Raw genomic sequence first — 21,745 nt, 5'->3', positions numbered from 1 at the left:
ACGCGAATCGGCAAGCGCCCAACATCGCCGGGCGGAGTCCCCGGGTCAACCGAAGCGAAGCACCGCTTGGTCGACGGGCGAGAATCCGCGGCGGTGATGCGGGCAGGGCCCATGCGCGACCAGGGCTTCGCGGTGGCGGAGCGTCGCGTAGCCGGCGTGGCGGGCGAAGCCATAGGCCGGCCAGCGCGGGTCCAGCCGGGCCATGGCGCGGTCCCTGACCACCTTGGCGAGGATGGAGGCGGCGGCGATGGAGAAGCTCAGCGCATCCCCGCCGATGACGCAGCGGACCGGGCAGGGCAGCGGCGGCGGAATGTTGCCGTCGACCAGGGCGAGGCCGGGCAGGATGCCGAGCCGGGCAACGGCACGGGCCATGGCGAGGTGGCTGGCCCGCAGGATGTTCAGCCGGCCGATCTCGGCGGTGGAGGCGGCGGCGATGGCGAATTCGGCCTCGCCCCGGCCGGCGGCCTCCTGCAGCGCGGCGAAGGCGGCGTCGCGGGCGGCGGCGGTGAGCTTCTTGCTGTCGTCGAGCAGGGCGGCGAGGCCGGCGGGCATGCCGCGGGGGAAGACCACCGCGGCCGCCAGCACCGGCCCGGCCAGCGGGCCGCGGCCGGCCTCGTCCACCCCGGCGACCCGGCCGCCGGCCGCGGCCTCGAGCGCGAAGTCGGGCATTACGCGGGCGAGGCCAGCGGCTTGTCCTTCTCGACGACGTAGGTGATGGCGAGCCGCGAGACCGCCGGGCCGTTCCGGCCGGAATGCGGCACGCCCGGCGGCACCTGGAAGCCTTCGCCGGCGGCGTAGCGGCGGGCGGGCTGGCCCTCGACCTCCAGCTCGATCTCGCCCTCCGTGACCACCGAGGATTCGATGCCGGGATGGGTATGCCGGCCGATCAGCGCACCGGGCGCCAGCTCGAGCGCCATCAGGATGGAATGCTTGCCGTCGCCGGGATAGTCGATGGTGCCGAGGGTACGGCGGGTGATACCGGTCGGCTGGGCCCGGGCCCCGGCCGCCAGCCCGAGGGCGCTGCACAACCCGCAGGCCGCGAAAATCCGCCGAGACAGCATGGCACCCTTCTCCCCCCGAATTCCGCCAGCCTAGCGAGAGCGCATGGTTGGCGGAAGCGCCCGCGCGGGCCTAGGCTCGGCCCGTTGCACAGGGAGCAGCGTCATGCCCGATGGAGCCCGGAAAACGATGCGCCAGCGCCTGCTGGCCCCCGAGGTCTCGCCGCCTTCGGTCTTCCTCGATCCCGCCAGCATGCCGTGGGAGACCTCGGCCTTTCCGGGAATCCTGTCGAAGACGCTCTACAGCGACCCGTCGGGCATGTGCACCCTGCTGCTGAAGCTGGAGCCGGGCGCGGTGGTGCCGCTGCACGAGCATACCGCGATCGAGCAGACCTATGTCCTGGAAGGCACCTTCCTCGACGAGGAGGGCACCTGCCTGCCGGGCCAGTTCGTCTGGCGCCCGGCCGGCAACACCCATGTCGCCTGGGCTGGCCCGGAAGGAGCGACCATCCTCGGCGTCTTCCTGAAGCCGAATGTCTTCGCCGCGGGGCAGAAGTTCTTCACCGCCCCGGACTAGGCCTACAGCAGTTCCAGCTGCCGCCCCTGGGCCTGGGCCTCGGGCGGCGGGGCGAATTGGCTGCAGTCCAGCGCCTGGGACACCACCCGGGCGCCCCCCAGCCCGAGCCTGCCCACCGCCAGGCGGAAGCGCGCGGCGAGCATGTCGGCATAGGGGCCGGTGCCGGTCTGCCGCGCCCCGAAGCGGCTGTCGTAGGTCGCCCCGCCCCGCGTCTCCCGCACCAGCGCCAGGATGCGGGCGGCACGGTCGGGGAAATGCGCCTGCGCCCACTCCTCGAAGAGCTCGCGGATCTCGAGCGGCAGGCGGAGCAGCACGTAGCCGGCCCGGGTGGCGCCGGCCTCGGCGCAGGTGGCCAGGATGCGCTCCAGCTCGGCGTCGTTCAGCCCGGGGATCATCGGCGCCGCCAGCACGCCGGCCGGCACCCCGGCCGCGGCCAGCGCCCGGATCGCCGCCACCCGGCGGGCAGGCGTCGCCGCGCGGGGCTCCATCCGCCGTGCCAGGCCGGCATCCAGCGTGGTGACGGAGAGGCAGACATGCACCAGGTTGCGCCGCGCCAGCCGGGTCAGGATATCGAGGTCGCGCAGCACGCCGGCGGATTTGGTGACGATGGTGACGGGATGGCCGAAGCGTTCCAGCACCTCCAGCACCTGCCGGGTCAGCAGCAGCGTCCGCTCGATCGGCTGGTAGGGGTCGGTATTGGCGCCGAGCGCCACCGGCTTCGCCACGTAGCCGGGCCGGCGCAACTCCTTCTCCAGCAGCGCCGGCAGGTCGGGCTTGAACAGCAGCTTGGTCTCGAAGTCGAGGCCGGGCGAGTAGCCGACATAGGCGTGGCTGGGCCGGGCATAGCAGTAGACGCAGCCGTGCTCGCAGCCGCGATAGGGGTTGATGGAACGGTCGAAGCCGATGTCCGGGCTGTCGTTCCAGGCCATGGCGCTCTTCGCCGCCTCGCGCAGCAGGGTGGTCGGCAGCGGTGGCAGCTCGGCCAGATCGGCCAGGCTGCCCCAGCCGTCGTCGAAGGCCTCGCGCGCGGTGCTTTCGAAGCGAACGGCGGGGTTGGAGACGGCGCCGCGGCCCTTGCGCGGGCCGGGGAAAAGGGCGGAAACAGCGGACCCCAGGGTCGACCCGTCAGGCATGGGACCGTTCCTTCTCTGTTCCTTCGCACCGTGCCAAGGCGACTCCGGGCTGTCAAGAACATCGTAGGAACTCTTGGTTAAGATTTCGTTGGAACAAAGCCTGACTATCGTGATCCCGTCACTGAACGCGGCGGCGGGCCTCGGCCCGGTCCTGGCCGGCTGCGCGCCCTGCCCGGTGGTGGTCGCGGATGGCGGCAGCGCCGATGGCACCCAGGCGCTCGCCCGCCGCGCCGGGGCGCGGGTGGTCACGGCGCCACGCGGCCGCGGCAGCCAGCTGGCCGCCGGCGCCGCCGCGGCGGCGACGCCCTGGATGCTCTTCCTCCATGCCGATACCCGGCTGCCCCCGGGCTGGGCCGATGCCGCCCGCGCCGCCATGGCGGATCCCGGCCGCGCCGGCTACTTCGCCCTCGCCCTCGATGACGCGGCGCCCCAGGCGCGGCGGCTGGAACGGCTGGTCGCCTGGCGCTGCCGCGTCCTGGCGCTGCCCTATGGCGACCAGGGCCTGCTGATCTCCCGTGCCCTCTACGACCGGGTCGGCGGCTACCGGCCGCTGCCGCTGATGGAGGACGTGGACCTGGTGCGCCGGCTGGGCCGCCGCCGCCTGGCCGCGCTGCCGCTGGCCGTCACCACCTCGGCCGAGCGCTGGCGGCGGGAGGGCTGGCGGCGGCGCTCCGCCCGCAACCTGGCCTGCCTGACCCTCTGGTTCCTCGGCGTGCCGCCGGCGATGATCCGGCGGCTGTACCGGTGAGGCGCGATGCGCTGATCCTGTTCGCCCGGGCGCCCCGGCTCGGCACCGTCAAGCGGCGGCTGGCGCAGGGCATCGGCGCCATGGCGGCGCTGCGCTTCTACCGCGGCCAGCTGCGCCGGCTGGTCCGGGAATTGGGTCGGGACCCGCGCTGGCGGCTGGAGCTGGCGGTGACGCCGGATGGCGCCCGCTGGCCGGCCGGCGCCCCGCTGCGGCCGCAGGGCCGGGGCGACCTCGGCCAGCGGATGCAGCGTGCCCTGGGCCGGCATCGCCGGGCGGTGCTGGTCGGCAGCGACATCCCGGGCCTGGGCAAGGCGGATGTCGCGGCGGCCTTCCGCGCCCTCGGCCGGGCGGATGCGGTGTTCGGCCCCTCGGAGGATGGCGGCTACTGGCTGGTCGGCTTTGGCCCGCGCCGGCCGGAGCACCCCTTCGCCGCCGTCCGCTGGTCCACCGGCCATGCGCTGGCGGATACGCTGGCGAATTGTCGCGGCCATCGCATCGCCCTGCTGCGCCGCCTGCGCGACGTGGACACCGCCGAGGATCTCGAGGCCGCCCGATGAGAACCCGGCCGCCCCGCCTGCTGGTCGGCTTCGCCGGCACGACCCTGGCCCTGCTCGGCGCCGCCGCCATTCTGCGGGTGACCGACCATCCCTGGCTGCTTCCCTCGCTCGGCGGGTCCTGCGTCATCCTGCTGGGCATGCCGCGCGGGGTGATGGCGCAGCCGCGCAGCTTCCTCGGCGGGCATCTGCTGGCGACCATGGTCGGGCTGGCCTTCCGGCTGGGCTGCCAGGGCCTGGGCGGGCCGGTGGAGCTCTGGGCCGCCGCCTCGGTCGGGGCGGCGCTGGCGCTGATGGCGGCGACCCGGACCATCCATTCCCCGGCGGGGGCCAATCCCATCGTGGTCTTCGCCGAAGCCGCCGACTGGAAGTTCCTGCTGGCGCCGCTGCTGCCCGGGCTCGCGGTGCTCTTCCTCATTGCCTGGGTGGCGAATAACCTCCCGTCGCCATGGGGCGCCGGACCTTGGCCCCGCTTCACCCGGCCAAGATCTCGAGGATCGTCATGACCCACCCCCTCACCATCGGCTTCCTGCTGTTCCCCCGGCTCACCCAGCTCGACTTCACCGGGCCCTATGAGGTGATGAGCCGGCTGCCCGGCGCCGCGGTGAAGCTGCTGTGGAAGCAGGCCGGGCCGGTGCGGTCGGACATGGGGCTGACCATGCTGGCCGATACCAGCCTGGCCGAGGCGCCGCAGCTCGACATCCTCTGCATCCCCGGCGGCCCCGGCGTCGCCGCGCTGATGGAGGACGAGGAGGTGCTGGACTTCCTCCGCGCCCAGGCGCCGGGCGCGCGCTACGTCACCTCGGTCTGCACCGGGGCGCTGGTGCTGGGCGCGGCCGGGCTGCTGCGCGGGGTGCGGGCAACCACCCATTGGGCGAGCCATGATTTCCTGGCCGAGCTCGGCGCCATCCCGGTCCAGGGCCGGGTGGTCCGGGACGGCAAGGTCGTCACCGGCGGGGGCGTCACCGCGGGGATCGACTTCGCCCTGTCCATCGCTGCCGAGATCGCCGGGCCGGAGGCCGCCCAGGCCATCCAGCTGGCGATCGAATACGCGCCGGCGCCGCCCTTCGACGCCGGCACCCCGGCGACCGCCCCGGCCGGGGTGCTGGCGGCCGCCCAGGCGCGCGGCGCCGGGATGCGGGCGGAGCGGGTGGCGCTGGTCGCCCGCGTGGCCGCGCGCATGGCTGCCGCCTGACCGGCCGCGGTTGCCCGGTGCTGCGCTGCAGCGCAGTATCCGGGCGATGGCATTCGATCCGATAACGCCCCCGCCGCCCGCCGAGGCCGTGGTGGATGTCCGCCGGCTGATCCTGCTGCTGGGTATCGCCTGCTTCGCCGGGGCGATCGGCGGCCGGGTCATGGACCCCTTCGTCACCACCCTGGCGGTGGAGTTCGACGCCCCGGTCAGCCAGGCGGCGCTGCTCGCCACCGCCTATGCGCTGCCCTTCGCGCTGATCCAGCCCATCCTGGGCCCGGTCGGCGATGCCATCGGCAAGCGCCGCATCATCCAGGTGGGGCTGTGCTTCCTCACGCTGTTCTCCCTGCTGGCCCCCTTCGCCACCAGCCTCGGCGGGCTGATCACGCTGCGGGCCCTGGCCGGGGCGGCGGCGGGCGGGATCATGCCACTGACCCTGGCCGCGGTCGGCGACGCGGTGCCGCTGCGCGACCGGCAGGTGGCGCTGAGCCGGCTGCTGGTCTTCTCCATCGTCGGGCAGATCGCCGGCGGCGCCCTGGCCGGCGCCCTCGGGCCGCTGATCGGCTGGCGCGGCATCCTGTGGCTCTGCTGCGGCCTTGCGGCGCTGGCGGCGCTGGTGACGCTGCTGGTGCCGATCGGCGCGCCGGAGCCGCGCAGCCGCTTCGACCCGGTCCGGGCGCTGCGCCGCTACCGCTTCATCCTGTCGCTGCCGCAGGCCCGCATCCTCTATTTCGCGGTGGCGGTCGAGGGGATCCTGATCTTCGGCACCTTCCCCTACTTCGCCCCGATGCTGGAGGCCCGCGGCATCGGCGGCACGCTCGGCGCGACCGTCGAGGCCGGCATCACCGTGGCCGCCTTCGGCTGCGGCGGCATCGTCTATGCGGTGGTGGCCAAGCCGCTGCTGGCGCGGATCGGCCAGTCCCGGCTGGTGCTGCTGGGCGGGGCGCTGGCGGCCGTGGCGCTACTGGGCTTCGGCCTGGCGCCGACCGCGACCATCTTCGTCCTGGCCGGGCTGGCGCTCGGGACCGGCTTCTACATGATCCACAACAGCATCCAGACCCGGGTGACCGAGGTGGCGCCGGAGGCGCGGGGCTCGGCCGTGGCGCTGCACGCCTTCCACTTCTTCACCGGGCAGTCGCTCGGGCCGGTGCTGGTCGGGCTGGCGATCGGCGGCTTCGGCGCCGCGACGGCCATGGCCGTCGCGGCGCTCGGCATCCTGGCGCTGGGGGTCCGCCTCCGCCGGCGCTGACGGGCCGGGCCGGCCTGCTAGCGCGGCAGCCGGCCGGCGTCGCGGCGCTGCTCGTAGGCCTTGGCATGGAGATAGCCGGCCTCGTGCAGTTCATGCGGCACGCCTGCGGCCTTCGCGGCCTCCAGCAGGAAGCCGAGGATATGGTCCGCCTCGATCCGCCCGCCCGCCTCGAGGTCCCGCAGCATCGACGCCGCGTAGCCCCCGGCCGGATCGGCGAAGAGCGTCTCGAAATCCGCCAGGAAGGCCGGGCGCATGACATGGCCGTTGGCGGCCGCGATGGCGGCGTTGCGGGCGAGGATCCGGTGCATGAAGGCGGCGCCGCCGGGCGACCGGGCGATCTCCCCGGTATTGGCCCGCAGCAGAACGGTGCCGAGGGCGCTGGTGCCGAGGTGCACCAGCTTCTCCCACATCCGCCGCATGATGTCGGGCACCGCCTCGGCCACCATGCCCTCGGCCGGGCCGGCCAGCGCCGCCAGTGCCGTGACGCGGGAGGAGAGGGTGCCGTCGACCTCGCCGAAGGTGAGCCAGCGCCAGTCGTTCAGCTGCCTGACCACGCCCTCCGGCGTCAGCGTCGCCTGGATCTTGGCGATGCCGCCGAGGACGCGACCGGCGCCGAAGGCCCGCTGCAGGGTGGCGATATGGGCGAGGCCGTTGAGCACCGGCAGCACCGCCGTCTCCGGCCCCACGGCCGGGCGGATGGCCGCGATGGCGCTGTCGAGGTCATAGGCCTTGCAGGTCAGCAGGATGAGGTCGTAGCCGGGCCCGGCCGCGGCGACCGTCCGCACCGGCAGGCGCGCCGCCCCGAAGGGGCTGTCGATCACCAGCCCCTCGGCCGCGAGCCGGGCCTGCCGGCCCGGCCGCACCAGGAAGGTCACATCCGCCCCGGCCTGCGCCAGGCGGCCACCGAAGTAGCCGCCCAGCGCGCCGGCGCCGAGGACCAGGATGCGCATGGCTCAGGCCGCCTTCAGGTGTTCCAGCAGCTTGATGGTGGCCTGCGCCTTGTCGGTGCGGTCGATCGCGGCGAGCTCGGCCGCGAGCCGGTCCATCGCCTGCTCGTAGATCTGCCGCTCGGAGAAGGACTGGTCGGGCTGGCCGGCGTTGCGGTGCAGGTCGCGCACGACCTCGGCGATGGCGATCGGGTCGCCGCTGTTAATCTTGGCCTCGTATTCCTGGGCGCGGCGGGACCACATGGTCCGCTTGATGCGGGCACGGCCCTTCAGCGTGTCCAGTGCCTCCTTCATCGATTCCGGCCCGGCCAGCTTGCGCAGGCCGGAGGAGGCGGCCTTGCCGACCGGCACCCGCAAGGTCATGCGGTTCTCGTCGAAGGTGACGACGATCACCTGCAGCGAATGGCCGGCCGCGGACATGGTCTCGATGCCCTGGACGGTGCCGACGCCATGGGTCGGGTAGACCACGTGGTCGCCGGCCTTGAACTCGACCTGTTTCGAGGGCTGCCGCTGCGGGATGGAGGGATGGGCATCCCGCCGCATGGGCATGGGCCCGGTGGGAGGAACGGGGCTGGACTGGGTGGCCAGCGCCGCATCGGGTTTGGAAGCTTCGGGTTTGGGCATCAGGGGGGCCGCCAGCTGCGCCTCGGCCAGGCCGGGCTTCGCCGCCTCGGCGGGCTTGGCGGCCGGCTTGGCGGCAGGGGCCTTGGCGGCGGGCATATCGGGGGCGAGCTTGGCCGGGGCCTTGGCGATGGCGGCGGCCATGGCCCGGGTCCGCTCGGCCGGCTTCGCGGCCGCCTCGGCCGGGCGCACCGGGGTGCTGCCGAGGGTATCGGCAGAGCGACCCGAACCGGGCTTTTGGCCCGGGGGCTTGGCGCGAGCGGTTGGCTTCATACCGGACAACTCTCCTGCGTCTCGGGCCACGCTGCAGGGCGCCACGGAGGCGCTCACTGCGGGCGGGGGCCAGGACTATCCATCGGCTCAGGACCAGCCTGGGTCACCGGCTGCGCCGAAGGCACGCATATGGTGCCGCCCCGGAGCAGGTGCCAGTTTCCCTCGGTCCTATCGGGCCGGTTCCGCCATCTCGCTGCAACCAATAGCATTATTGCCGGGCGGAGTCATCAGGGCCACGTCCAGCCCGGCTGCCACTGTCCGAGTTTTGAGACGAGTCCGCCGCGAACGGGCGGTGTCAGGGCTTGCCGGGCGCGGTGCTGAAGAGCTCGCGCTTGCCGGGCTTGTCCTTCCATTCCTCGGCATCGGCAGGGGCCTCGCCCTTGCGGGTGATGTTCGGCCATTCCGCCGCGTAGGTGCGGTTCAACTCGGCGTATTCGGCCGCCCGGTCGTCGCTGTCCGGCACGATGGCCTCGGCCGGGCACTCCGGCTCGCAGACGCCGCAGTCGATGCACTCATCCGGATGGATCACCAGCATGTTCTCGCCGACGTAGAAGCAGTCCACCGGACAGACCTCCACGCAATCCATGAACTTGCACTTGATGCAATTCTCGAGAACGACATAGGTCACGGCAGGCGGTCCCTCGGGGCGGGCGATGCAACATCGGGAGACATGGACCGGTGCGGCGCTGCTGGCAAGCCGGTCAGGCCCCGGTGTCGGCGGCAATATCCTCGTACAGCGACCGCGCCTCGCTGGCGGGGCCGCGTCGGTCGCCCAGCGCCAGGATGCGCCAGATGCGCACCACGCCACGGTCCGCCCCGCCCAGGGCCAGGGTCAGGACATCCCCCGGGCGCAGCTTGAAGTGCGGCTTGTCGGTCGGCAGCCGGTTGACCCGGACCCTGCCGGTCTCGACCAGCCGGGCGCAGGCGGCGCGGGTCTTGGCGATCCGCGCGCACCACAGCCACTTGTCCAGCCGCTGCCAGTCGCGATCCTCGGTCTCCAAGGCCTACCGCAGCTTGAGGGTGGCCAGGATGGCGAAGGGCGAGTCCGGATTGATCCGCGGCTCCGGCGGCTTGCGCGGCTCGGGCCGCTCGCGGATCGGCCCCTGGTAGGGCGGGCGGGCGCGGCTCTCGTCCCGGCCGGAACCGGGGCGGTTGCCCTCCTGCGGCGGGCGCGGCCCGCGCGGCTGGTCGCGGCGGCCGTCCTGGCCTTCCGGACGCGGGCCGTCGTGCCGCGGCGGACCCTTGCCCTGGTAGGGGCGGGCCTGCTGCGGCCGGGGGCCGCGGTCCTGGCCCCGCTCCTGGCCGCGGTCAGGCCGCGCATGCTCGTGCCGCGGGCGCTGCGGCGGCGGCACCGGCGGGCCGTACATGCCCTCCGGCAAGGTCGGGGCGGCCTGGACCGGGCGGGGCTGCTGCGGCGGCCGACGGTCCCGGTGCTGATCCCGGGGCGGCGGCACCGGCGGGCCGTACATGCCCTCCGGCAAGGCTGCCGCGGCCAAGTGGGGCTGCGGCGGCCGGCGGTCCCGCTGGTGCTGCGGCGCGCCCGCGCCCTGGCTCATGCCCGGGTTGGGGCGGCCGGGACGGCGCTCGGCGCCGCGCGGCTGGTGATGCTGCGGCCGCGGCTGCGCCACCCGCAGCGGGGTCGGCGGGCCGTACATGCCCTCCTCCAGCGGCGGCGATTCCATCAGCCGGAAGCCGAGCGCGGCGAGGGTCACGCCGAGCGTATCCGCCTTCACGCCGAGCCGGCTGGCGAGATCCGGCGGTGGCGGCGCCGGGGCGCGGCGGGTGAGGTAGCCGAGCTCGGCGGCGATGCGCTCCGCGACATCGAGCCGCAGCAGCACCGGCCCGGCCGGGATCCAGCCCATGGTCTCGGCGAAGCCGGTCGGCCAGCCGGCCGGCGGCGGCGCGCCCGGCGGCAGGGCGGCCTCGCCCTCGGCCGGCTCGCGGATCTGCAGCGCCACCAGGCCCGGCGGCGGCAGGGTCGGCGTCTCGATGTTGCGCGACATCGACCAGAGCTGCGCCCGGAGCGCCATGGCGCGGGGCTTCAGGGCTTCCGGCACGAAAAGGGCGAAGCGCCCGGCGCGGACGCCGATCGCCTTCAGCTTCTGCCGCAGGTCGGGGGCGATGCTGCCCTCGGTCCCGCCGAGCGCCAGGCCGAGCTGCTCGCGCAGCAGGAAGGCCGGGCCGCGCAGCGAGCCCTCGGCCTCGGCCTTGCCCTCGATGGTGGCGAGGATGCCGAGTTCCTTGTTGATCAGCCCCTCGAGGAACCTGGCGAGCCGGGCGCGCACGCGCTCGCGCTGGGCGCCGTCGAGGAACTCGCTCGGCAGCGGCTCGACCAGCGGCTTGCCGGGCTCGGAGCCGGGGCGGAGGCGGGCGACCTCGGCGGTGGTCGCGCCGTTGTTCCAGCTGATGCGGTGGCTGGCGGTCAGGGCGAAGGCGTCGTCCTTCGCCATGTCGAGGGCGGCGACGCGGCGGGGCATCTCCTCCTTCAGCGCCCGGCGGGCGGCCCGCAGCACGAGCTTCTTCTCGTCCTCGGTCCCGCCCTCGGTCTCCGGGTGGAAGAGGAAGCCCTCGACCCGGCCGACCGGGTGGCCCTCGACCACCACCTGCCCCTGGCGGGTGACGGCCGACAGCAGCTCGTCCTCGGTATCGTCGAGGCGGCGGATCAGATGCGCCGCGCGGCGGTCGACGAAGCGGGCGGTCAGCCGCTCGTGCAGGGCGTCGGAGACGGCATCCTCGGCCTTGCGGGCCTCGCCCTGGACATTGGCGGCGTCCTTCACCCAGTCCGCGCGGGCCGCGACATAGGACCAGACCCGGATATTGGCGAGCCGGGCCATCAGCGTGTCGAGGTCGCCCTCGGTGCTGCCGCAGAGCGCGATCTGGCTCAGCACCCACTCGTCCGGCAGCACGCCGTCCTCGGCGATGTGGCGGAAGACGCGGCTGCAGACGGCGGCGTGGCTGTCGTCGGACAGCTTGCGGAAGTCCGGGATCTGGCACGCTTCCCAGAGCAGCCGGACCCGGCCGCGGGTCGCCGCCAGGCCGCGGATCTCGGGCTCGCGCGCCAGCATCGAGAGGGTGATGTGGTCGGTCGCGTCATGCCCCTTGGCCAGGCCCGCCTGCGGCGCCGGCGCCGCCAGGCTGTCCAGCAGCGCATCGACGTTCGAGAAGTCGAGCTCGCTGTTGCGCCAGGCCAGGGCCTGCAGCGGCTCGAAATTGTGCCGCTCGATCTTGTCGACCATCTCCTCCGGCAGCGGCGGGCAGTCGCCGGTGACGCCGAAGGTGCCGTCGCGCATCCCGCGCCCGGCGCGGCCGGCGATCTGGGCGGCCTCCTGGGGGGTGAGCTGGCGCGGCTTGTGGCCGTCGAATTTCTGCAGGGCGGCGAAGGCGACATGGTCCACGTCCATGTTCAGCCCCATGCCGATGGCGTCCGTCGCCACCAGGAAGTCGACTTCCCGGTTCTGGTAGAGCGCCACCTGGGCATTGCGGGTGCGCGGCGAGAGCCGGCCCATGACCACGGCGCAGCCGCCGCGCCGCCGGCGGATGGCCTCGGCGATGGCGTAGACCTCGGCGGCGCTGAAGGCGACCACGGCGCTGCGCGGCGGCAGGCGGGTCAGCTTCTGCGGCCCGGAATGCGTGAGCTGGGACAGCCGCGGCCGGGTCTCGATCTCGGCCTGGGGCACCAGGCGCTGCAGCAGCGGCCGGATGGTCTCGGCGCCGAGGAACATGGTCTCGACCATGCCGCGCGCGTTCAGCAGCCGGTCGGTGAAGATGTGGCCGCGGTCGGGGTCGGCGCAGAGCTGGATCTCGTCCACCGCCAGGAATTCGCAGCGCCGGTCGAGCGGCATCGCCTCGACCGTGCAGGCGAACCACTTCGCCTCCGGCGGGATGATCTTCTCCTCGCCGGTGATCAGCGCGACGTAGCGTTCCCCCTTGGCGGCGACCATGCGGTCGTAGTTCTCGCGCGCCAGCAGGCGCAGCGGGAAGCCGATGATGCCGCTGGCGTGCGCCAGCAGGCGGGTGATCGCCAAATGGGTCTTGCCGGTGTTGGTGGGGCCCAGCACGGCACGAACACGGGCGTCAAACATAGGGGTATGGGTGTCCGGCATGTGGCGCCATGCATGAGCCGGATGGCCGCGGATTGCAACCTCGGGCGATGGCGCGGGGGCCGCGAAACGGCGCCATCACGGTCCGGAATCGCATCGAGCCGGGCCGGCGCCGCCCTGCTTCGCCCCGGATGCGGGTATCATGCCGGCATGACTCGCCCCATCGCCCCGCCGCGGCACGCCGCCGGGAGACAATACCCCGCATGAGCCTCCCCGACAGGGCCGTGCCGGCGCGCTTCGCGCTGCTCTTTGCCGCGCAATTCGCCGCCGTCGGGGTGCTGATGCCCTTCCTGCCGGCGGTCCTCGCCGGCCACGGGCTGACGCCGGGCCAGATCGCCGTCGTGCTCGCCACCGGCTCCGCGGTCCGGCTGCTGGCGGCGCCGGCGGTGGGACGCGGGGCGGATGGGCTGGGCGATGCCCGGACCATCCTGGTGCTGGCGGCGGCGCTGGCGACCGGCACGATCACCGGCTTCGCCTGGGCGCCGGGCCTGGGGCTGCCGGCCTACGGCGCCCTGATCGCCCTGGCGGTGCTGCATGCGATGGTGAGCGCGCCGGTGGTGCCGCTGTCGGATGCGCTCTGCCTCGGCGCCTCCCGCAGCCTGCGGTTCGATTACGGCCGGGTCCGCTCGGCCGGCTCCGCCAGCTACATCGCCGCCGCCATCGGCGCCGGCCTGGCGGTGCAATACGCCGGGCCGGTGGTGGTGATCTGGCTCGCCGCCGGCTGCTTCCTGCTGACCGCGCTGGCCGCCCGCGGCCTGCCGCCGCTGCCGGCCGGCGGCGGCGGCCGGCGCGGTTTCGCCGCGCCCTTCGCCGACCCGGCCTTCCGCTGCATCCTGCCGCTCTCGGCGCTGATCCAGGGGAGCCATGCCCTGTACTACGGCTTCAGCACCCTGCACTGGACCGCCGCCGGCCTCTCCCCCGCGGTGATCGGGCTGCTCTGGGGGGAGGGGGTGGTGATGGAGGTGGCGCTGTTCCTCTGGGGACGGCCCCTCGCGGACCGGCTGGGGCCGGCCGGGCTGGCGGCGGCGGCGGCGCTGGCCGGGGTGCTGCGCTGGGCGGTGCTGGCCGAGACCACCTGGCTGCCGGCGCTGGCCGGGGCGCAGGTGCTGCATGCGCTGACCTTCGGCGCGATGCACCTCGGGGCCATGCGGGTCCTGGGCGGCATGCCCGGCAGCCAGGCGGCGACGGCGCAGACGCTGCACGCCTCGCTCGGCGTCGGCCTCGCCTCCGGCCTGCTGACCCTGGGCTGCGGGCCGCTGTATGCGGCCTTCGGCGGCGGCGGCTTCTGGGCGATGGCGGCTTTGTGCGCCCTGGCGCTGCCCCTGGCGCTGCTGCTGCCCGGGGCGCTCCGGCGGCGCCCCGGCGCGGCCTGATCCAGGGACTTGGCCAGCGTTGCTCAGGGGACACGGGAAGCGGCCGCCCGGATCGCTCCCCGCTATCCACAGCCATCCCCGTAATCCACAGGGGGGTGGATGGGCTATGGTGCGACGATGAACACCATCGACCATCCCGGCCCCTTCGCCGCAGCCGGCACGGATCTGCTGTCGCAGCGCGTGCCGCCGCACAACCTGGAAGCGGAACAGGCGCTGCTCGGCGCCCTGCTGGCCAACAACAAGGCCTATGAACGGGTTTCGGAATTCCTGGCGCCGGAACATTTCGCCGATGCGGTGAACGGCCGGATCTTCCGTGCCATCCAGCGCCGCTGCGAGGCCGGCCAGCTGGCCGACGTGGTCACCCTGCGGCCGGAGTTTGAGCATTCCGGCCTGCTGGAGGAAGTCGGCGGAGTCGCCTACCTGACCCAGCTGCTCTCGGCCATGATCGGCATCATCAATGCTGGCGAATACGGCCGCATGGTGCACGACAGCTGGCTGCGGCGGCAGCTGGTCGACGTCGGCGAGGAGGTGGTGAACCGCGCCTTCGGCGCCGAGCCCGAGCTCGATGCCAAGGCGCAGCTCGAGGCCGCCGAGCAGCGGCTGTTCGACCTGGCCAAGGACGGCGGGTCCGAGGGCGGCTTCGTCACCTTCGAGAAGGCGCTGACCGAGGCGGTGCTGGCGGCGGAACGGGCCTTCTCCACCCCCGGCGGCGTCTCCGGCCTGTCCTCGGGCCTGCGCGACTTCGATGCCAAGACCGGCGGGCTGCACGGCTCGGATCTGCTGATCCTGGCCGGCCGTCCCGGCATGGGCAAGACCGCGCTGGCAACGAAAATCGCCTTCGGCGCCGCCCAGGCGCTGGTGCGGGAGGCGGATGCGAAGGGCGAGGGCGTCCAGCCGCGCGGCACCGTCGCCATCTTCTCGCTCGAGATGAGCGCCGACCAGCTCGCCACCCGACTGCTGTCCGAGGCCTCGCGCATCTCCGGCGACAAGATCCGCCGCGGCGACATCTCGCAGCGGGACTTCGACCGCTTCGTCGAGGTCAGCCGCGAGCTGGCCCGGCTGCCGCTGGTGATCGACGACACCCCGGCCATCACCATCTCCGCGCTGCGGACCCGCTGCCGCCGGCTGAAGCGGACCCGGGGGCTCGAGTTCATCGTGGTCGACTACCTCCAGCTCATGCGCCCCGCCGCCGGGACCCGGCCGGAATCCCGGGTGCTGGAAATTTCCATGATCACCCAGGGGCTGAAGGCCATCGCCAAGGAGCTGTCGGTGCCGGTCATGGCGCTGTCCCAGCTCTCCCGCGCGGTGGAGCAGCGCGAGGACAAGCGGCCGCAGCTGAGCGACCTCCGCGAATCCGGCTCGATCGAGCAGGACGCCGACATGGTGATGTTCGTCTACCGCGACGACTACTACCTCAGCCAGCGCCAGCCCAAGCCGACCGGCTTCGAGGGCCGGGACGAATCCGACCGCCAGGGCAAGTTCGACGAGGCGCATGCGCAATGGCTGCGGGCGATGGAGGAGGCCCACAACAAGGCCGACCTCATCATCGCCAAGCAGCGGCATGGCCCGACCGGCACCATTCCGCTGTTCTTCGAGGCCGAGTTCACCCGCTTCGGCGACCTCGACCAGGTCCACGAGACCAATGGCGGGTATTGACGCCGTCCTGACCATCGACCTCGGCGCCATCGCCGCCAATTGGCGGCAGCTGGCCGCGGCCGGGCGCATGGCCGGTGTGGTGAAGGCGGATGGCTACGGCCTCGGGGCGGCGCCGGTTGCCCGCGCCCTGCGGGACGCCGGCTGCCGGGACTTCTTCGTCGCCCACCTGGCCGAGGGGATGGCGCTGCGGGCGGCGCTCGGGCCGGGGCCGATGGTCGCGGTGCTGAACGGCTTCCCGCCCGGGGCCGACGAGGATGCGGGCCTGGTCCCGGTGCTGAACGGCCTGCCGGATGTCGAGGCCCATGCCGCCCTCGGCCGGGCAGCCGGGCGGGTACGGCCGGCCATCCTGCATGTCGATACCGGCATGGCGCGGCTCGGGCTGGATGCCGCGGAGCTCGACCGGGTCGCCGATGACCCCGGGCTGCTGCGGGGCCTCGACCTGCGCTTCGTCATGACCCACCTGGCCTGCGCCGACGAGCCGGCGCATCCGCTGAACGCCCTCCAGGCCCGCCGCTTCGCCGCCGCCCGCGCCCGGCTGCCGGCCATGCCCGCCAGCTTCGCCAATTCCTCTGGCCTGTTCCTCGGCCCGGACTTCGCCAGCGACCTCGGCCGCCCCGGCTGCGCCCTCTACGGCATCAACCCGACGCCGGGGCGGCCCAACCCGCTGCGCCAGGTGGTGACGCTCGATGCGCCGGTGCTGCAGGTCCGCGAGATTCCGGCCGGGACCACGGTCGGTTACGGCGCCGGGTGGACCGCCGAGCGAACCAGCCGGATTGCCACGGTTGCCGCGGGGTATGCGGATGGCTACCTTCGCAGCCTCTCGGGGCGGGCTGCCGGCATCATCGCCGGGCGGCCCGTGCCCCTGGTCGGCCGGGTATCCATGGACCTCATCACCTTCGACGTGACCGACGTGCCTCAGCTTGCCCCCGGCGATGCCATCCGGCTGATCGGCCCGGGCGAGACGCCGGATGATATCGCCGCACGGGCCGGCACCATCGGCTACGAGATCCTGACCTCGCTCGGTCGCCGCTACCGCCGCGAATACCGCGGCGCCTGATGGCTTCCGTCCTGTTCGACCCGCTGGCGGCCATCGGCCGGATGGTCCTCGGCGCCTGCCGCACGGCGGGGAGCGTCGCCCTGTTCGCGCTGGAAGCGATCAGCCACCTGGTGCGGCCGCCCTTCTATGGCCGGCTGTTCTGGGCCGCCTTCCTCGAGGTCGCCTGGTTCTCGTTGCCGGTCGTGGCGCTGACCGCGGTCTTCACCGGCATGGTCCTGGCGCTGCAATCCTATACCGGCTTCGCCCGCTTCAACGCGCAATCGGCGATCGCCAGCGTGGTGGTGATCTCGCTAGTGCGGGAGCTCGGCCCGGTGCTGGCGGCGCTGATGGTCGCCGGCCGGATCGGCGCCAGCTTCGCCGCCGTCATCGGCACCATGCGGGTCACCGACCAGATCGATGCGCTGACCACCCTCTCGACCAACCCGATGAAGTACCTGGTGGCGCCGCGGCTGCTGGCGGCGACTCTGGCCATGCCGCTGCTGGTGCTGGTCGCCGATATCCTCGGCGTCATGGGCGGCTGGCTGATCGGCACCCTCAAGCTGGGCTTCGTCTCGGCCGCCTACCTGAAATCCACCTTCGACTTCCTCGAGACCGACGACGTCGTCTCCGGCCTGGTGAAGGCGGCGGTCTTCGGCTTCATCATCGCCCTGATGGGCACCTGGTGCGGCTACAACAGCAAGGGCGGCGCCCAGGGCGTCGGCGGGGCGACGACCTCGGCGGTGGTCGCCAGCTCCATCCTCATCCTCGCGCTCGATTATGTGCTGACCGAGATATTCTTCGCGCAATGAGTGAGCCCACCCCCAAGATCCGCATGCGCGGCGTGAGGAAGTCCTTCGGCGGCAAGGTGGTGCTGGACGGCGTCGACCTCGACGTGGCGGCGGGGCAGGGGCTGGTCATCCTCGGCGGCTCCGGCTCCGGCAAGTCGGTCACCATCAAATGCATCCTCGGGCTGATCGAGCCGGACGAGGGGGTGATCGAGATCGACGGCGTCGACGTCCTCAAGCTGCCGCGCCGGGAGCGGGAGGCGCTGGGCGACCGCATCGGCATGCTGTTCCAGAACGGCGCGCTCTTCGACAGCCTGCCGGTCTGGGAGAACGTCTGCTTCAAGCTGCTGGCGCAGGGGCGCATCACCCGGGCCAAGGCGCGGGACAAGGCGGCCGAGGTGCTGGCCCAGGTCGGGCTGGCGGCGACGGTCGGCGACCTCTCCCCGGCCGAGCTCTCGGGCGGCATGCAGAAGCGCGTCGGCCTGGCGCGGGCCATCGCCGCCCAGCCCGACATCATCTTCTTCGACGAGCCGACCACCGGCCTCGACCCGATCATGGGAGCGGTCATCGACGGGCTGATCGTCGATTGCGTGCAGAAGCTCGGCGCGACGGCGGTCTCCATCACCCACGACATGGCCAGCGCCCGGCGGATCGGCACCACCGCGGCGATGATCTACCACGGCCGCATCGTCTGGACCGGGCCGGCCGAGAGCCTGGGCCGCAGCGGCAATGCAATGGTGGATCAATTCGCCAATGGCCAGCGCGACGGGCCGATCCAGATGGAGCTCCGCAAGTAGCGGCCTGGACAGCGGCGGCGGCCTCTGTCCTGATCCCCCGGCAAGGCCGCCACCCGCAGCGGCCCGAGGGGACCGTCCAATGACACCAGCCGAACGCGAGCGGGTGAAAGCCGCCCTGCAATCCTACCTCACCGAGAACAGCATCACCGTGCATGACCTGGCCGCCCGGATGAAGGCCGCCGGGCGCAAGGTGGATGCCAAGGTGCTGCACCGCTTCCTCGACCGCGGGCTGCAGATCGACGACCAGATCATGGAGGTCTACCGCGGCTTCGTGGATACGCCCTCCTAGCCGCTGCCGCTTTTCCTCGCCTTCCGCCCCGGCCCCGGCGCATCCTGCCGGCGCTGGGCCGTGCTCCCCAGTATCGGCCCCGCCAAGGCCAATACCTGGGAGGAACAAACGATGTACGACCTGACCCGCAGGGCAACGCTCGCCCTCGGTGCCGCGGCGCTGGCCACCCCCGCCTTCGGCCAATCCGCCAGCCCCTCCGGCATTCCCCGCCGCGACATTCCCGCACCCCGCCTGCCGCTGGAGCCCGGCGCCAGCCTCCGCATCATCCGCCCCGCCCGCTTCGTCGAGCCGGATGAGGTGATCTTCCGCCGCAACGCCCAGGCCTTCCAGGACCGCTTCGCCATCCCCGTCCGGGTCGATTTCGTCGGCTGGGAGGATATCCGGCCGCAGACCGCGGTCACCGCCAATACCGGCAGCGGCCCGGACGTGGTCATCGGCTGGTCCGACGACCCGCACATCTACGCCGACAAGCTGATCGAGGTGACCGACGTCGCCGACTACCTCGGCGCCCGCTACGGCGGCTGGACCTTCCTGGCGCAGAAATACGGCAAGAAGGACCGTTCGGAGACCTGGCTCGGCATTCCCTTCGGCGGCGGCATCGGCCCGGTCACCTATCGGGTCTCGGCGGTGCGGGACGCCGGCTTCACCGCCATCCCGGAGGACCACGAGGGCTTCCTGAAGCTCTGCCAGGGGCTGAAGCGGAACAACAAGCCGGTCGGCTTCGCCCTCGGCAATGCGGTGGGCGACGGCAATGCCTTCGCCCAGTGGCTGCTCTGGTCGCATGGCGGGATGCTGGTGGACGAGGAAGGCAAGGTCGCCATCAACAGCCGCCAGACCGTCGATGCGCTGAACTACCTGCGGGAGCTCTACCCCACCTTCGTCAACGGCACCCTCTCCTGGCTCGATGTCTCGAACAACCGGGCCTTCTCCTCGCAGGACATCTTCCTCACCTCGAACGGCGTCTCGCTGTATTTCACCCTGAAGTCCGATGCGGCGACCCGCGCCATCGCCGAGGACACCGACCATGCGCCGATGCCCAAGGGCCGCGCCAGCGCCGCGCCGCATACCGCGACGGTGCTGAACGCCATGGTCTTCCGGCACACCCGCTACCCCAATGCCGCCAAGGCCTTCCTCACCTTCATGCTGGAGGCGGAGCAATACGACCCCTGGCTGACGGGCTGCATCGGCTACTGGGGCCAGTCGCTGAACGCCTACCGGCAGAGCGCGGTCTGGGAGTCCGACCCGAAGATCAAGGTCTTCGCCGATGCCATGAACAGCCCCTTCTGGAGCGGCTTCCGCGGCCCGATCAGCATCGCCTCGGGCGCCGTCGCCGCCGACTACGTGCTGGTGCAGATGTGCGCCGCCGTCGCCTCCGGACAGTCGACGCCGGAGGCGGCGGCGCGGGAGGCGGAGCGGCGCGCCCGCCGGCACTACCGGGGGTGAGGGCGAGGCTGGGGCCGGCTTGACCCGGCCCCAGCCCAGGGTCCTAATATATCACTGAGGAGGATCCGTCATGGCCTTGCAACTCACCCCGCTGCACCCGCTGTTCGCCGCCGAAGTGCAGGGCGTTGATCTCCGCCAGACCCCCGACCGCGCACTCTGCGCCGAGATCGACCGGGCGATGGACCGCTACGCCGTCCTGGTCTTCCGCGACCAGCAGCTGGACGACGACCAGCAGCTCGCCTTCGGCGAGGCGCTCGGCCCGCTGGAGCAGACCCGCGGCGTGGTGGACGCCCACAAGATGCGGCTGAAGCACAAGCAGATGGCCGACATCTCCAACATCGACCTCGACGGCAAGCTGCTCGGCGCCGACGACCGCCGACGGATGTTCAACCTCGGCAACCAGCTCTGGCATTCGGACAGCAGCTTCAAGGCGACGCCCGCCAAGTATTCCATGCTGCATGCGCGGCTGATCCCGCCCGAGGGCGGCGACACCGAATTCGCCGACATGCGCGCCGCCTGGGACGCGCTGCCGGCCAAGATGCAGGCCAAGGTGCGGGACATGGTCACCGAGCACAGCCTGATCTTCTCGCGCGGTCAGCTCGGCTTCACCGACTACACCGAGCAGGAGCTGAAGGATTTCGCCCCGGTGCAGCAGCGGCTGGTGCGCTGGCACCCGGGCTCGCAGCGCCACTCCATCTACCTGTCGTCGCACATCGGCCGCATCCTCGGCTGGCCGGTGCCGGAGGCCATGGCATTGATCCGCCAGCTGGTCGAGTTCGCGACCCAGCGGCAGTTCGTCTATGCGCACCACTGGCAGCAGTGGGACCTGGTCATCTGGGACAACCGCAGCACAATGCACCGGGCCCGGCCCTACGAGGACCAGGCCTTCGCCCGCGACATGCGGCGCATCACCCTGACCGACGTGGCGCCGACGCTGGAGCAGCAGCTGGCGGCCTGACCGCCGGCCGGGCCGGGCGTCAGACCGCGCTGGCGCTGTCGATCCAGTTGCTCAGCACCAGCCCGCCGTCCACCGGCACGAAGGCGCCGGTGACATAGGGCATGCAGCGGTCGGACAGCAGCGCGACGGCGGTGCGCGCCACGTCCTCCGGGCTGCCGACCCGGCCCAGCGGCACCCGCTTCGCCAGCGCCGCGAAGTCGCCCTGGAAGCCGCCGCCCGGCACCGCCCCCGGCGCCACGGCGTTCACCCGGATGCCGGCCGGGCCGAAGTAGCGCGCCAGCTCCTGCACCACCGCGACCTGGCCGGCCTTGGCGGCGCTGTAGTGCGGCAGGTTGCGCGGGGACTGCGCATGCAGCGAGGCGACGAAGACCATCCGCCCGCGCAGCGCCGCCGCCACCATCCGCTGCCCGAGCTCGCGGGCGAGGAAGAAGCCGGAGCGCAGGTTGGTATCGACCATCGCGTCCCAGTCCGCCGGCGTGACCCCGCCCACCGTCTGCGTCTCCCGCCGCGGCGGCGAGGCGCTGTGGACCAGCATCGCCACCGGCCCGAAGGCGGCGCTGGCGGCCTCGGCCAGCGCCGCATGACCCTCGGCACTGGCGAGGTCGGCCGGCACGAAGGCGGCCCGGGCGCCTGCCGCCTGCAGGGTGGCGACGGTCGCGGCGCCGCGCCCCGCATCGAGGTCGCTCGCCACCACGGTCGCGCCGCAGCGCCCGAGCCAGAGGGCGATGCCCTGGCCGATGCCGGAGGCGGCGCCGGTCACCAGGGCGACCTCGCCGGCGAAGAGGTCGGTGGGGTAGGGGCTGTCGGGCATGGCCGGGTTCCTCGGTTCTGCGGCAGCCTAGCCCAGCATCCGCGGATCCTTCAGCGGCGATCAGGCCCGGTGCGGAGTGCATGCGCGGCGACCCGCAGCCTTCGCCCCGGCTCGGCGCGCCGGCGGGCGGCCCGCCCCGGACGGGCCGTTCACCCGCCCGGGCTTGGCGCTAGGTCCTGTGGACATTTACCGTAGCCACAGAATG

The 21,745-nt window shown here is 72.9% G+C and carries 23 protein-coding genes; 14 read left to right on the top strand and 9 right to left on the bottom strand.

Annotated features, from left to right (window positions below; all coding sequences use genetic code 11):
* Positions 1 to 45: 45 nt before the first annotated feature.
* The gene (locus QWZ14_RS05150; protein ID WP_290315499.1) at positions 46 to 669 is read right to left on the bottom strand and encodes a ribonuclease HII; all 624 of its coding nucleotides are present in this window, start codon (positions 667 to 669) and stop codon (positions 46 to 48) included.
* Positions 669 to 1,061, bottom strand: a complete 393-nt coding sequence (locus tag QWZ14_RS05145) for a cupin domain-containing protein (protein WP_290315498.1) — start codon at positions 1,059 to 1,061, stop codon at positions 669 to 671. The genes QWZ14_RS05150 and QWZ14_RS05145 overlap by 1 nt, the downstream gene beginning before the upstream one ends.
* Before the next feature lie 127 nt (positions 1,062 to 1,188).
* On the opposite strand from QWZ14_RS05145, the gene QWZ14_RS05140 reads away from it, so the two are divergent.
* Positions 1,189 to 1,575: a cupin domain-containing protein gene (locus QWZ14_RS05140; RefSeq protein WP_290315497.1), complete on the top strand. Its 387-nt coding sequence runs from the start codon at positions 1,189 to 1,191 to the stop codon at positions 1,573 to 1,575.
* Positions 1,576 to 1,577: 2 nt separating this feature from the next.
* Here QWZ14_RS05140 and QWZ14_RS05135 read toward each other — a convergent pair whose 3' ends face one another.
* Positions 1,578 to 2,708: a PA0069 family radical SAM protein gene (locus QWZ14_RS05135; protein WP_290315496.1), complete on the bottom strand. Its 1,131-nt coding sequence runs from the start codon at positions 2,706 to 2,708 to the stop codon at positions 1,578 to 1,580.
* A gap of 109 nt (positions 2,709 to 2,817) precedes the next feature.
* Between QWZ14_RS05135 and QWZ14_RS05130 the strand changes: the two genes are divergently transcribed.
* From QWZ14_RS05130 to QWZ14_RS05110, 5 genes are read left to right on the top strand one after another with little or no spacing between them, the layout of a single operon-like run.
* Positions 2,818 to 3,456 (top strand): TIGR04283 family arsenosugar biosynthesis glycosyltransferase, encoded by a 639-nt coding sequence (locus QWZ14_RS05130; protein WP_290315495.1) that lies wholly within the window; start codon positions 2,818 to 2,820, stop codon positions 3,454 to 3,456.
* Positions 3,453 to 4,013, top strand: a complete 561-nt coding sequence (locus QWZ14_RS05125) for a TIGR04282 family arsenosugar biosynthesis glycosyltransferase (RefSeq protein ID WP_290315494.1) — start codon at positions 3,453 to 3,455, stop codon at positions 4,011 to 4,013. The genes QWZ14_RS05130 and QWZ14_RS05125 overlap by 4 nt, the downstream gene beginning before the upstream one ends.
* A complete protein-coding gene (locus tag QWZ14_RS05120; protein ID WP_290315492.1) occupies positions 4,010 to 4,516 on the top strand; it encodes an HPP family protein in 507 nt (168 codons plus the stop codon). Before QWZ14_RS05125 ends, QWZ14_RS05120 begins: the two co-directional genes overlap by 4 nt.
* Positions 4,513 to 5,205 (top strand): DJ-1/PfpI family protein, encoded by a 693-nt coding sequence (locus QWZ14_RS05115; protein ID WP_290315491.1) that lies wholly within the window; start codon positions 4,513 to 4,515, stop codon positions 5,203 to 5,205. The genes QWZ14_RS05120 and QWZ14_RS05115 overlap by 4 nt, the downstream gene beginning before the upstream one ends.
* A 46-nt stretch (positions 5,206 to 5,251) precedes the next feature.
* Positions 5,252 to 6,451, top strand: a complete 1,200-nt coding sequence (locus tag QWZ14_RS05110; RefSeq protein ID WP_290315490.1) for an MFS transporter — start codon at positions 5,252 to 5,254, stop codon at positions 6,449 to 6,451.
* Between the two features lie 17 nt (positions 6,452 to 6,468).
* Here QWZ14_RS05110 and QWZ14_RS05105 read toward each other — a convergent pair whose 3' ends face one another.
* From QWZ14_RS05105 to QWZ14_RS05085, 5 genes are all read right to left on the bottom strand, one after another.
* Positions 6,469 to 7,401: a ketopantoate reductase family protein gene (locus tag QWZ14_RS05105; protein WP_290315489.1), complete on the bottom strand. Its 933-nt coding sequence runs from the start codon at positions 7,399 to 7,401 to the stop codon at positions 6,469 to 6,471.
* Between the two features lie 3 nt (positions 7,402 to 7,404).
* Positions 7,405 to 8,292, bottom strand: a complete 888-nt coding sequence (locus tag QWZ14_RS05100) for a CarD family transcriptional regulator (RefSeq protein WP_290315488.1) — start codon at positions 8,290 to 8,292, stop codon at positions 7,405 to 7,407.
* A gap of 295 nt (positions 8,293 to 8,587) precedes the next feature.
* Positions 8,588 to 8,920 (bottom strand): ferredoxin FdxA, encoded by a 333-nt coding sequence (gene fdxA, locus QWZ14_RS05095; protein WP_290315487.1) that lies wholly within the window; start codon positions 8,918 to 8,920, stop codon positions 8,588 to 8,590.
* A gap of 73 nt (positions 8,921 to 8,993) precedes the next feature.
* A complete protein-coding gene (locus QWZ14_RS05090; protein ID WP_290315486.1) occupies positions 8,994 to 9,293 on the bottom strand; it encodes an RNA-binding S4 domain-containing protein in 300 nt (99 codons plus the stop codon).
* 3 nt (positions 9,294 to 9,296) lie between these two features.
* Positions 9,297 to 12,374: a helicase-related protein gene (locus QWZ14_RS05085; RefSeq protein WP_290315485.1), complete on the bottom strand. Its 3,078-nt coding sequence runs from the start codon at positions 12,372 to 12,374 to the stop codon at positions 9,297 to 9,299.
* 221 nt (positions 12,375 to 12,595) lie between these two features.
* Here QWZ14_RS05085 and QWZ14_RS05080 point away from each other — a divergent pair, with 221 nt between their 5' ends.
* From QWZ14_RS05080 to QWZ14_RS05045, 8 genes are all read left to right on the top strand, one after another.
* Positions 12,596 to 13,765, top strand: a complete 1,170-nt coding sequence (locus tag QWZ14_RS05080; RefSeq protein ID WP_290315484.1) for an MFS transporter — start codon at positions 12,596 to 12,598, stop codon at positions 13,763 to 13,765.
* A gap of 117 nt (positions 13,766 to 13,882) precedes the next feature.
* Positions 13,883 to 15,421 (top strand): replicative DNA helicase, encoded by a 1,539-nt coding sequence (locus tag QWZ14_RS05075; protein ID WP_290315483.1) that lies wholly within the window; start codon positions 13,883 to 13,885, stop codon positions 15,419 to 15,421.
* Positions 15,408 to 16,478: an alanine racemase gene (gene alr, locus QWZ14_RS05070; protein ID WP_290315482.1), complete on the top strand. Its 1,071-nt coding sequence runs from the start codon at positions 15,408 to 15,410 to the stop codon at positions 16,476 to 16,478. Before QWZ14_RS05075 ends, alr begins: the two co-directional genes overlap by 14 nt.
* Positions 16,478 to 17,266, top strand: a complete 789-nt coding sequence (locus tag QWZ14_RS05065; protein ID WP_290315481.1) for an MlaE family ABC transporter permease — start codon at positions 16,478 to 16,480, stop codon at positions 17,264 to 17,266. The genes alr and QWZ14_RS05065 overlap by 1 nt, the downstream gene beginning before the upstream one ends.
* Positions 17,263 to 18,039 (top strand): ABC transporter ATP-binding protein, encoded by a 777-nt coding sequence (locus QWZ14_RS05060; protein ID WP_290315480.1) that lies wholly within the window; start codon positions 17,263 to 17,265, stop codon positions 18,037 to 18,039. The genes QWZ14_RS05065 and QWZ14_RS05060 overlap by 4 nt, the downstream gene beginning before the upstream one ends.
* 79 nt (positions 18,040 to 18,118) lie before the next feature.
* Positions 18,119 to 18,328: a hypothetical protein gene (locus QWZ14_RS05055; protein ID WP_290315479.1), complete on the top strand. Its 210-nt coding sequence runs from the start codon at positions 18,119 to 18,121 to the stop codon at positions 18,326 to 18,328.
* Between the two features lie 60 nt (positions 18,329 to 18,388).
* Complete coding sequence (locus QWZ14_RS05050) at positions 18,389 to 19,771, top strand: ABC transporter substrate-binding protein (RefSeq protein WP_290315478.1); 1,383 nt, start codon at positions 18,389 to 18,391, stop codon at positions 19,769 to 19,771.
* 70 nt (positions 19,772 to 19,841) lie between these two features.
* Positions 19,842 to 20,729, top strand: a complete 888-nt coding sequence (locus tag QWZ14_RS05045; protein WP_290315477.1) for a TauD/TfdA dioxygenase family protein — start codon at positions 19,842 to 19,844, stop codon at positions 20,727 to 20,729.
* A 19-nt stretch (positions 20,730 to 20,748) separates the two neighbouring features.
* Here the strand turns inward: QWZ14_RS05045 and QWZ14_RS05040 are convergent, their stop codons facing one another.
* Positions 20,749 to 21,540 (bottom strand): SDR family NAD(P)-dependent oxidoreductase, encoded by a 792-nt coding sequence (locus QWZ14_RS05040; RefSeq protein WP_290315476.1) that lies wholly within the window; start codon positions 21,538 to 21,540, stop codon positions 20,749 to 20,751.
* Positions 21,541 to 21,745 lie beyond the last annotated feature (205 nt).

This window comes from Paeniroseomonas aquatica, assembly GCF_030409335.1.
In the GTDB taxonomy this organism is placed as follows: domain Bacteria; phylum Pseudomonadota; class Alphaproteobacteria; order Acetobacterales; family Acetobacteraceae; genus Belnapia; species Belnapia aquatica.
The sequence above is the reverse complement of the archived record's forward strand: the minus strand, read 5'-3'. Positions and strand labels throughout refer to the sequence as shown.

Excerpts from the sequence above, each read along its gene's own strand:
- QWZ14_RS05150 (WP_290315499.1), bottom strand. The coding sequence starts at position 669 with ATGCCCGACTTCGCGCTCGAGGCCGCGGCCGGCGGCCGGGTCGCCGGG.
- QWZ14_RS05145 (WP_290315498.1), bottom strand. The coding sequence starts at position 1,061 with ATGCTGTCTCGGCGGATTTTCGCGGCCTGCGGGTTGTGCAGCGCCCTC.
- QWZ14_RS05140 (WP_290315497.1), top strand. The coding sequence starts at position 1,189 with ATGCGCCAGCGCCTGCTGGCCCCCGAGGTCTCGCCGCCTTCGGTCTTC.
- QWZ14_RS05135 (WP_290315496.1), bottom strand. The coding sequence starts at position 2,708 with ATGCCTGACGGGTCGACCCTGGGGTCCGCTGTTTCCGCCCTTTTCCCC.
- QWZ14_RS05120 (WP_290315492.1), top strand. The coding sequence starts at position 4,010 with ATGAGAACCCGGCCGCCCCGCCTGCTGGTCGGCTTCGCCGGCACGACC.
- QWZ14_RS05115 (WP_290315491.1), top strand. The coding sequence starts at position 4,513 with ATGACCCACCCCCTCACCATCGGCTTCCTGCTGTTCCCCCGGCTCACC.
- QWZ14_RS05110 (WP_290315490.1), top strand. The coding sequence starts at position 5,252 with ATGGCATTCGATCCGATAACGCCCCCGCCGCCCGCCGAGGCCGTGGTG.
- QWZ14_RS05105 (WP_290315489.1), bottom strand. The coding sequence starts at position 7,401 with ATGCGCATCCTGGTCCTCGGCGCCGGCGCGCTGGGCGGCTACTTCGGT.
- QWZ14_RS05100 (WP_290315488.1), bottom strand. The coding sequence starts at position 8,292 with ATGAAGCCAACCGCTCGCGCCAAGCCCCCGGGCCAAAAGCCCGGTTCG.
- QWZ14_RS05085 (WP_290315485.1), bottom strand. The coding sequence starts at position 12,374 with ATGTTTGACGCCCGTGTTCGTGCCGTGCTGGGCCCCACCAACACCGGC.
- QWZ14_RS05080 (WP_290315484.1), top strand. The coding sequence starts at position 12,596 with ATGAGCCTCCCCGACAGGGCCGTGCCGGCGCGCTTCGCGCTGCTCTTT.
- QWZ14_RS05075 (WP_290315483.1), top strand. The coding sequence starts at position 13,883 with ATGAACACCATCGACCATCCCGGCCCCTTCGCCGCAGCCGGCACGGAT.
- alr (WP_290315482.1), top strand. The coding sequence starts at position 15,408 with ATGGCGGGTATTGACGCCGTCCTGACCATCGACCTCGGCGCCATCGCC.
- QWZ14_RS05065 (WP_290315481.1), top strand. The coding sequence starts at position 16,478 with ATGGCTTCCGTCCTGTTCGACCCGCTGGCGGCCATCGGCCGGATGGTC.
- QWZ14_RS05060 (WP_290315480.1), top strand. The coding sequence starts at position 17,263 with ATGAGTGAGCCCACCCCCAAGATCCGCATGCGCGGCGTGAGGAAGTCC.
- QWZ14_RS05055 (WP_290315479.1), top strand. The coding sequence starts at position 18,119 with ATGACACCAGCCGAACGCGAGCGGGTGAAAGCCGCCCTGCAATCCTAC.
- QWZ14_RS05045 (WP_290315477.1), top strand. The coding sequence starts at position 19,842 with ATGGCCTTGCAACTCACCCCGCTGCACCCGCTGTTCGCCGCCGAAGTG.
- QWZ14_RS05040 (WP_290315476.1), bottom strand. The coding sequence starts at position 21,540 with ATGCCCGACAGCCCCTACCCCACCGACCTCTTCGCCGGCGAGGTCGCC.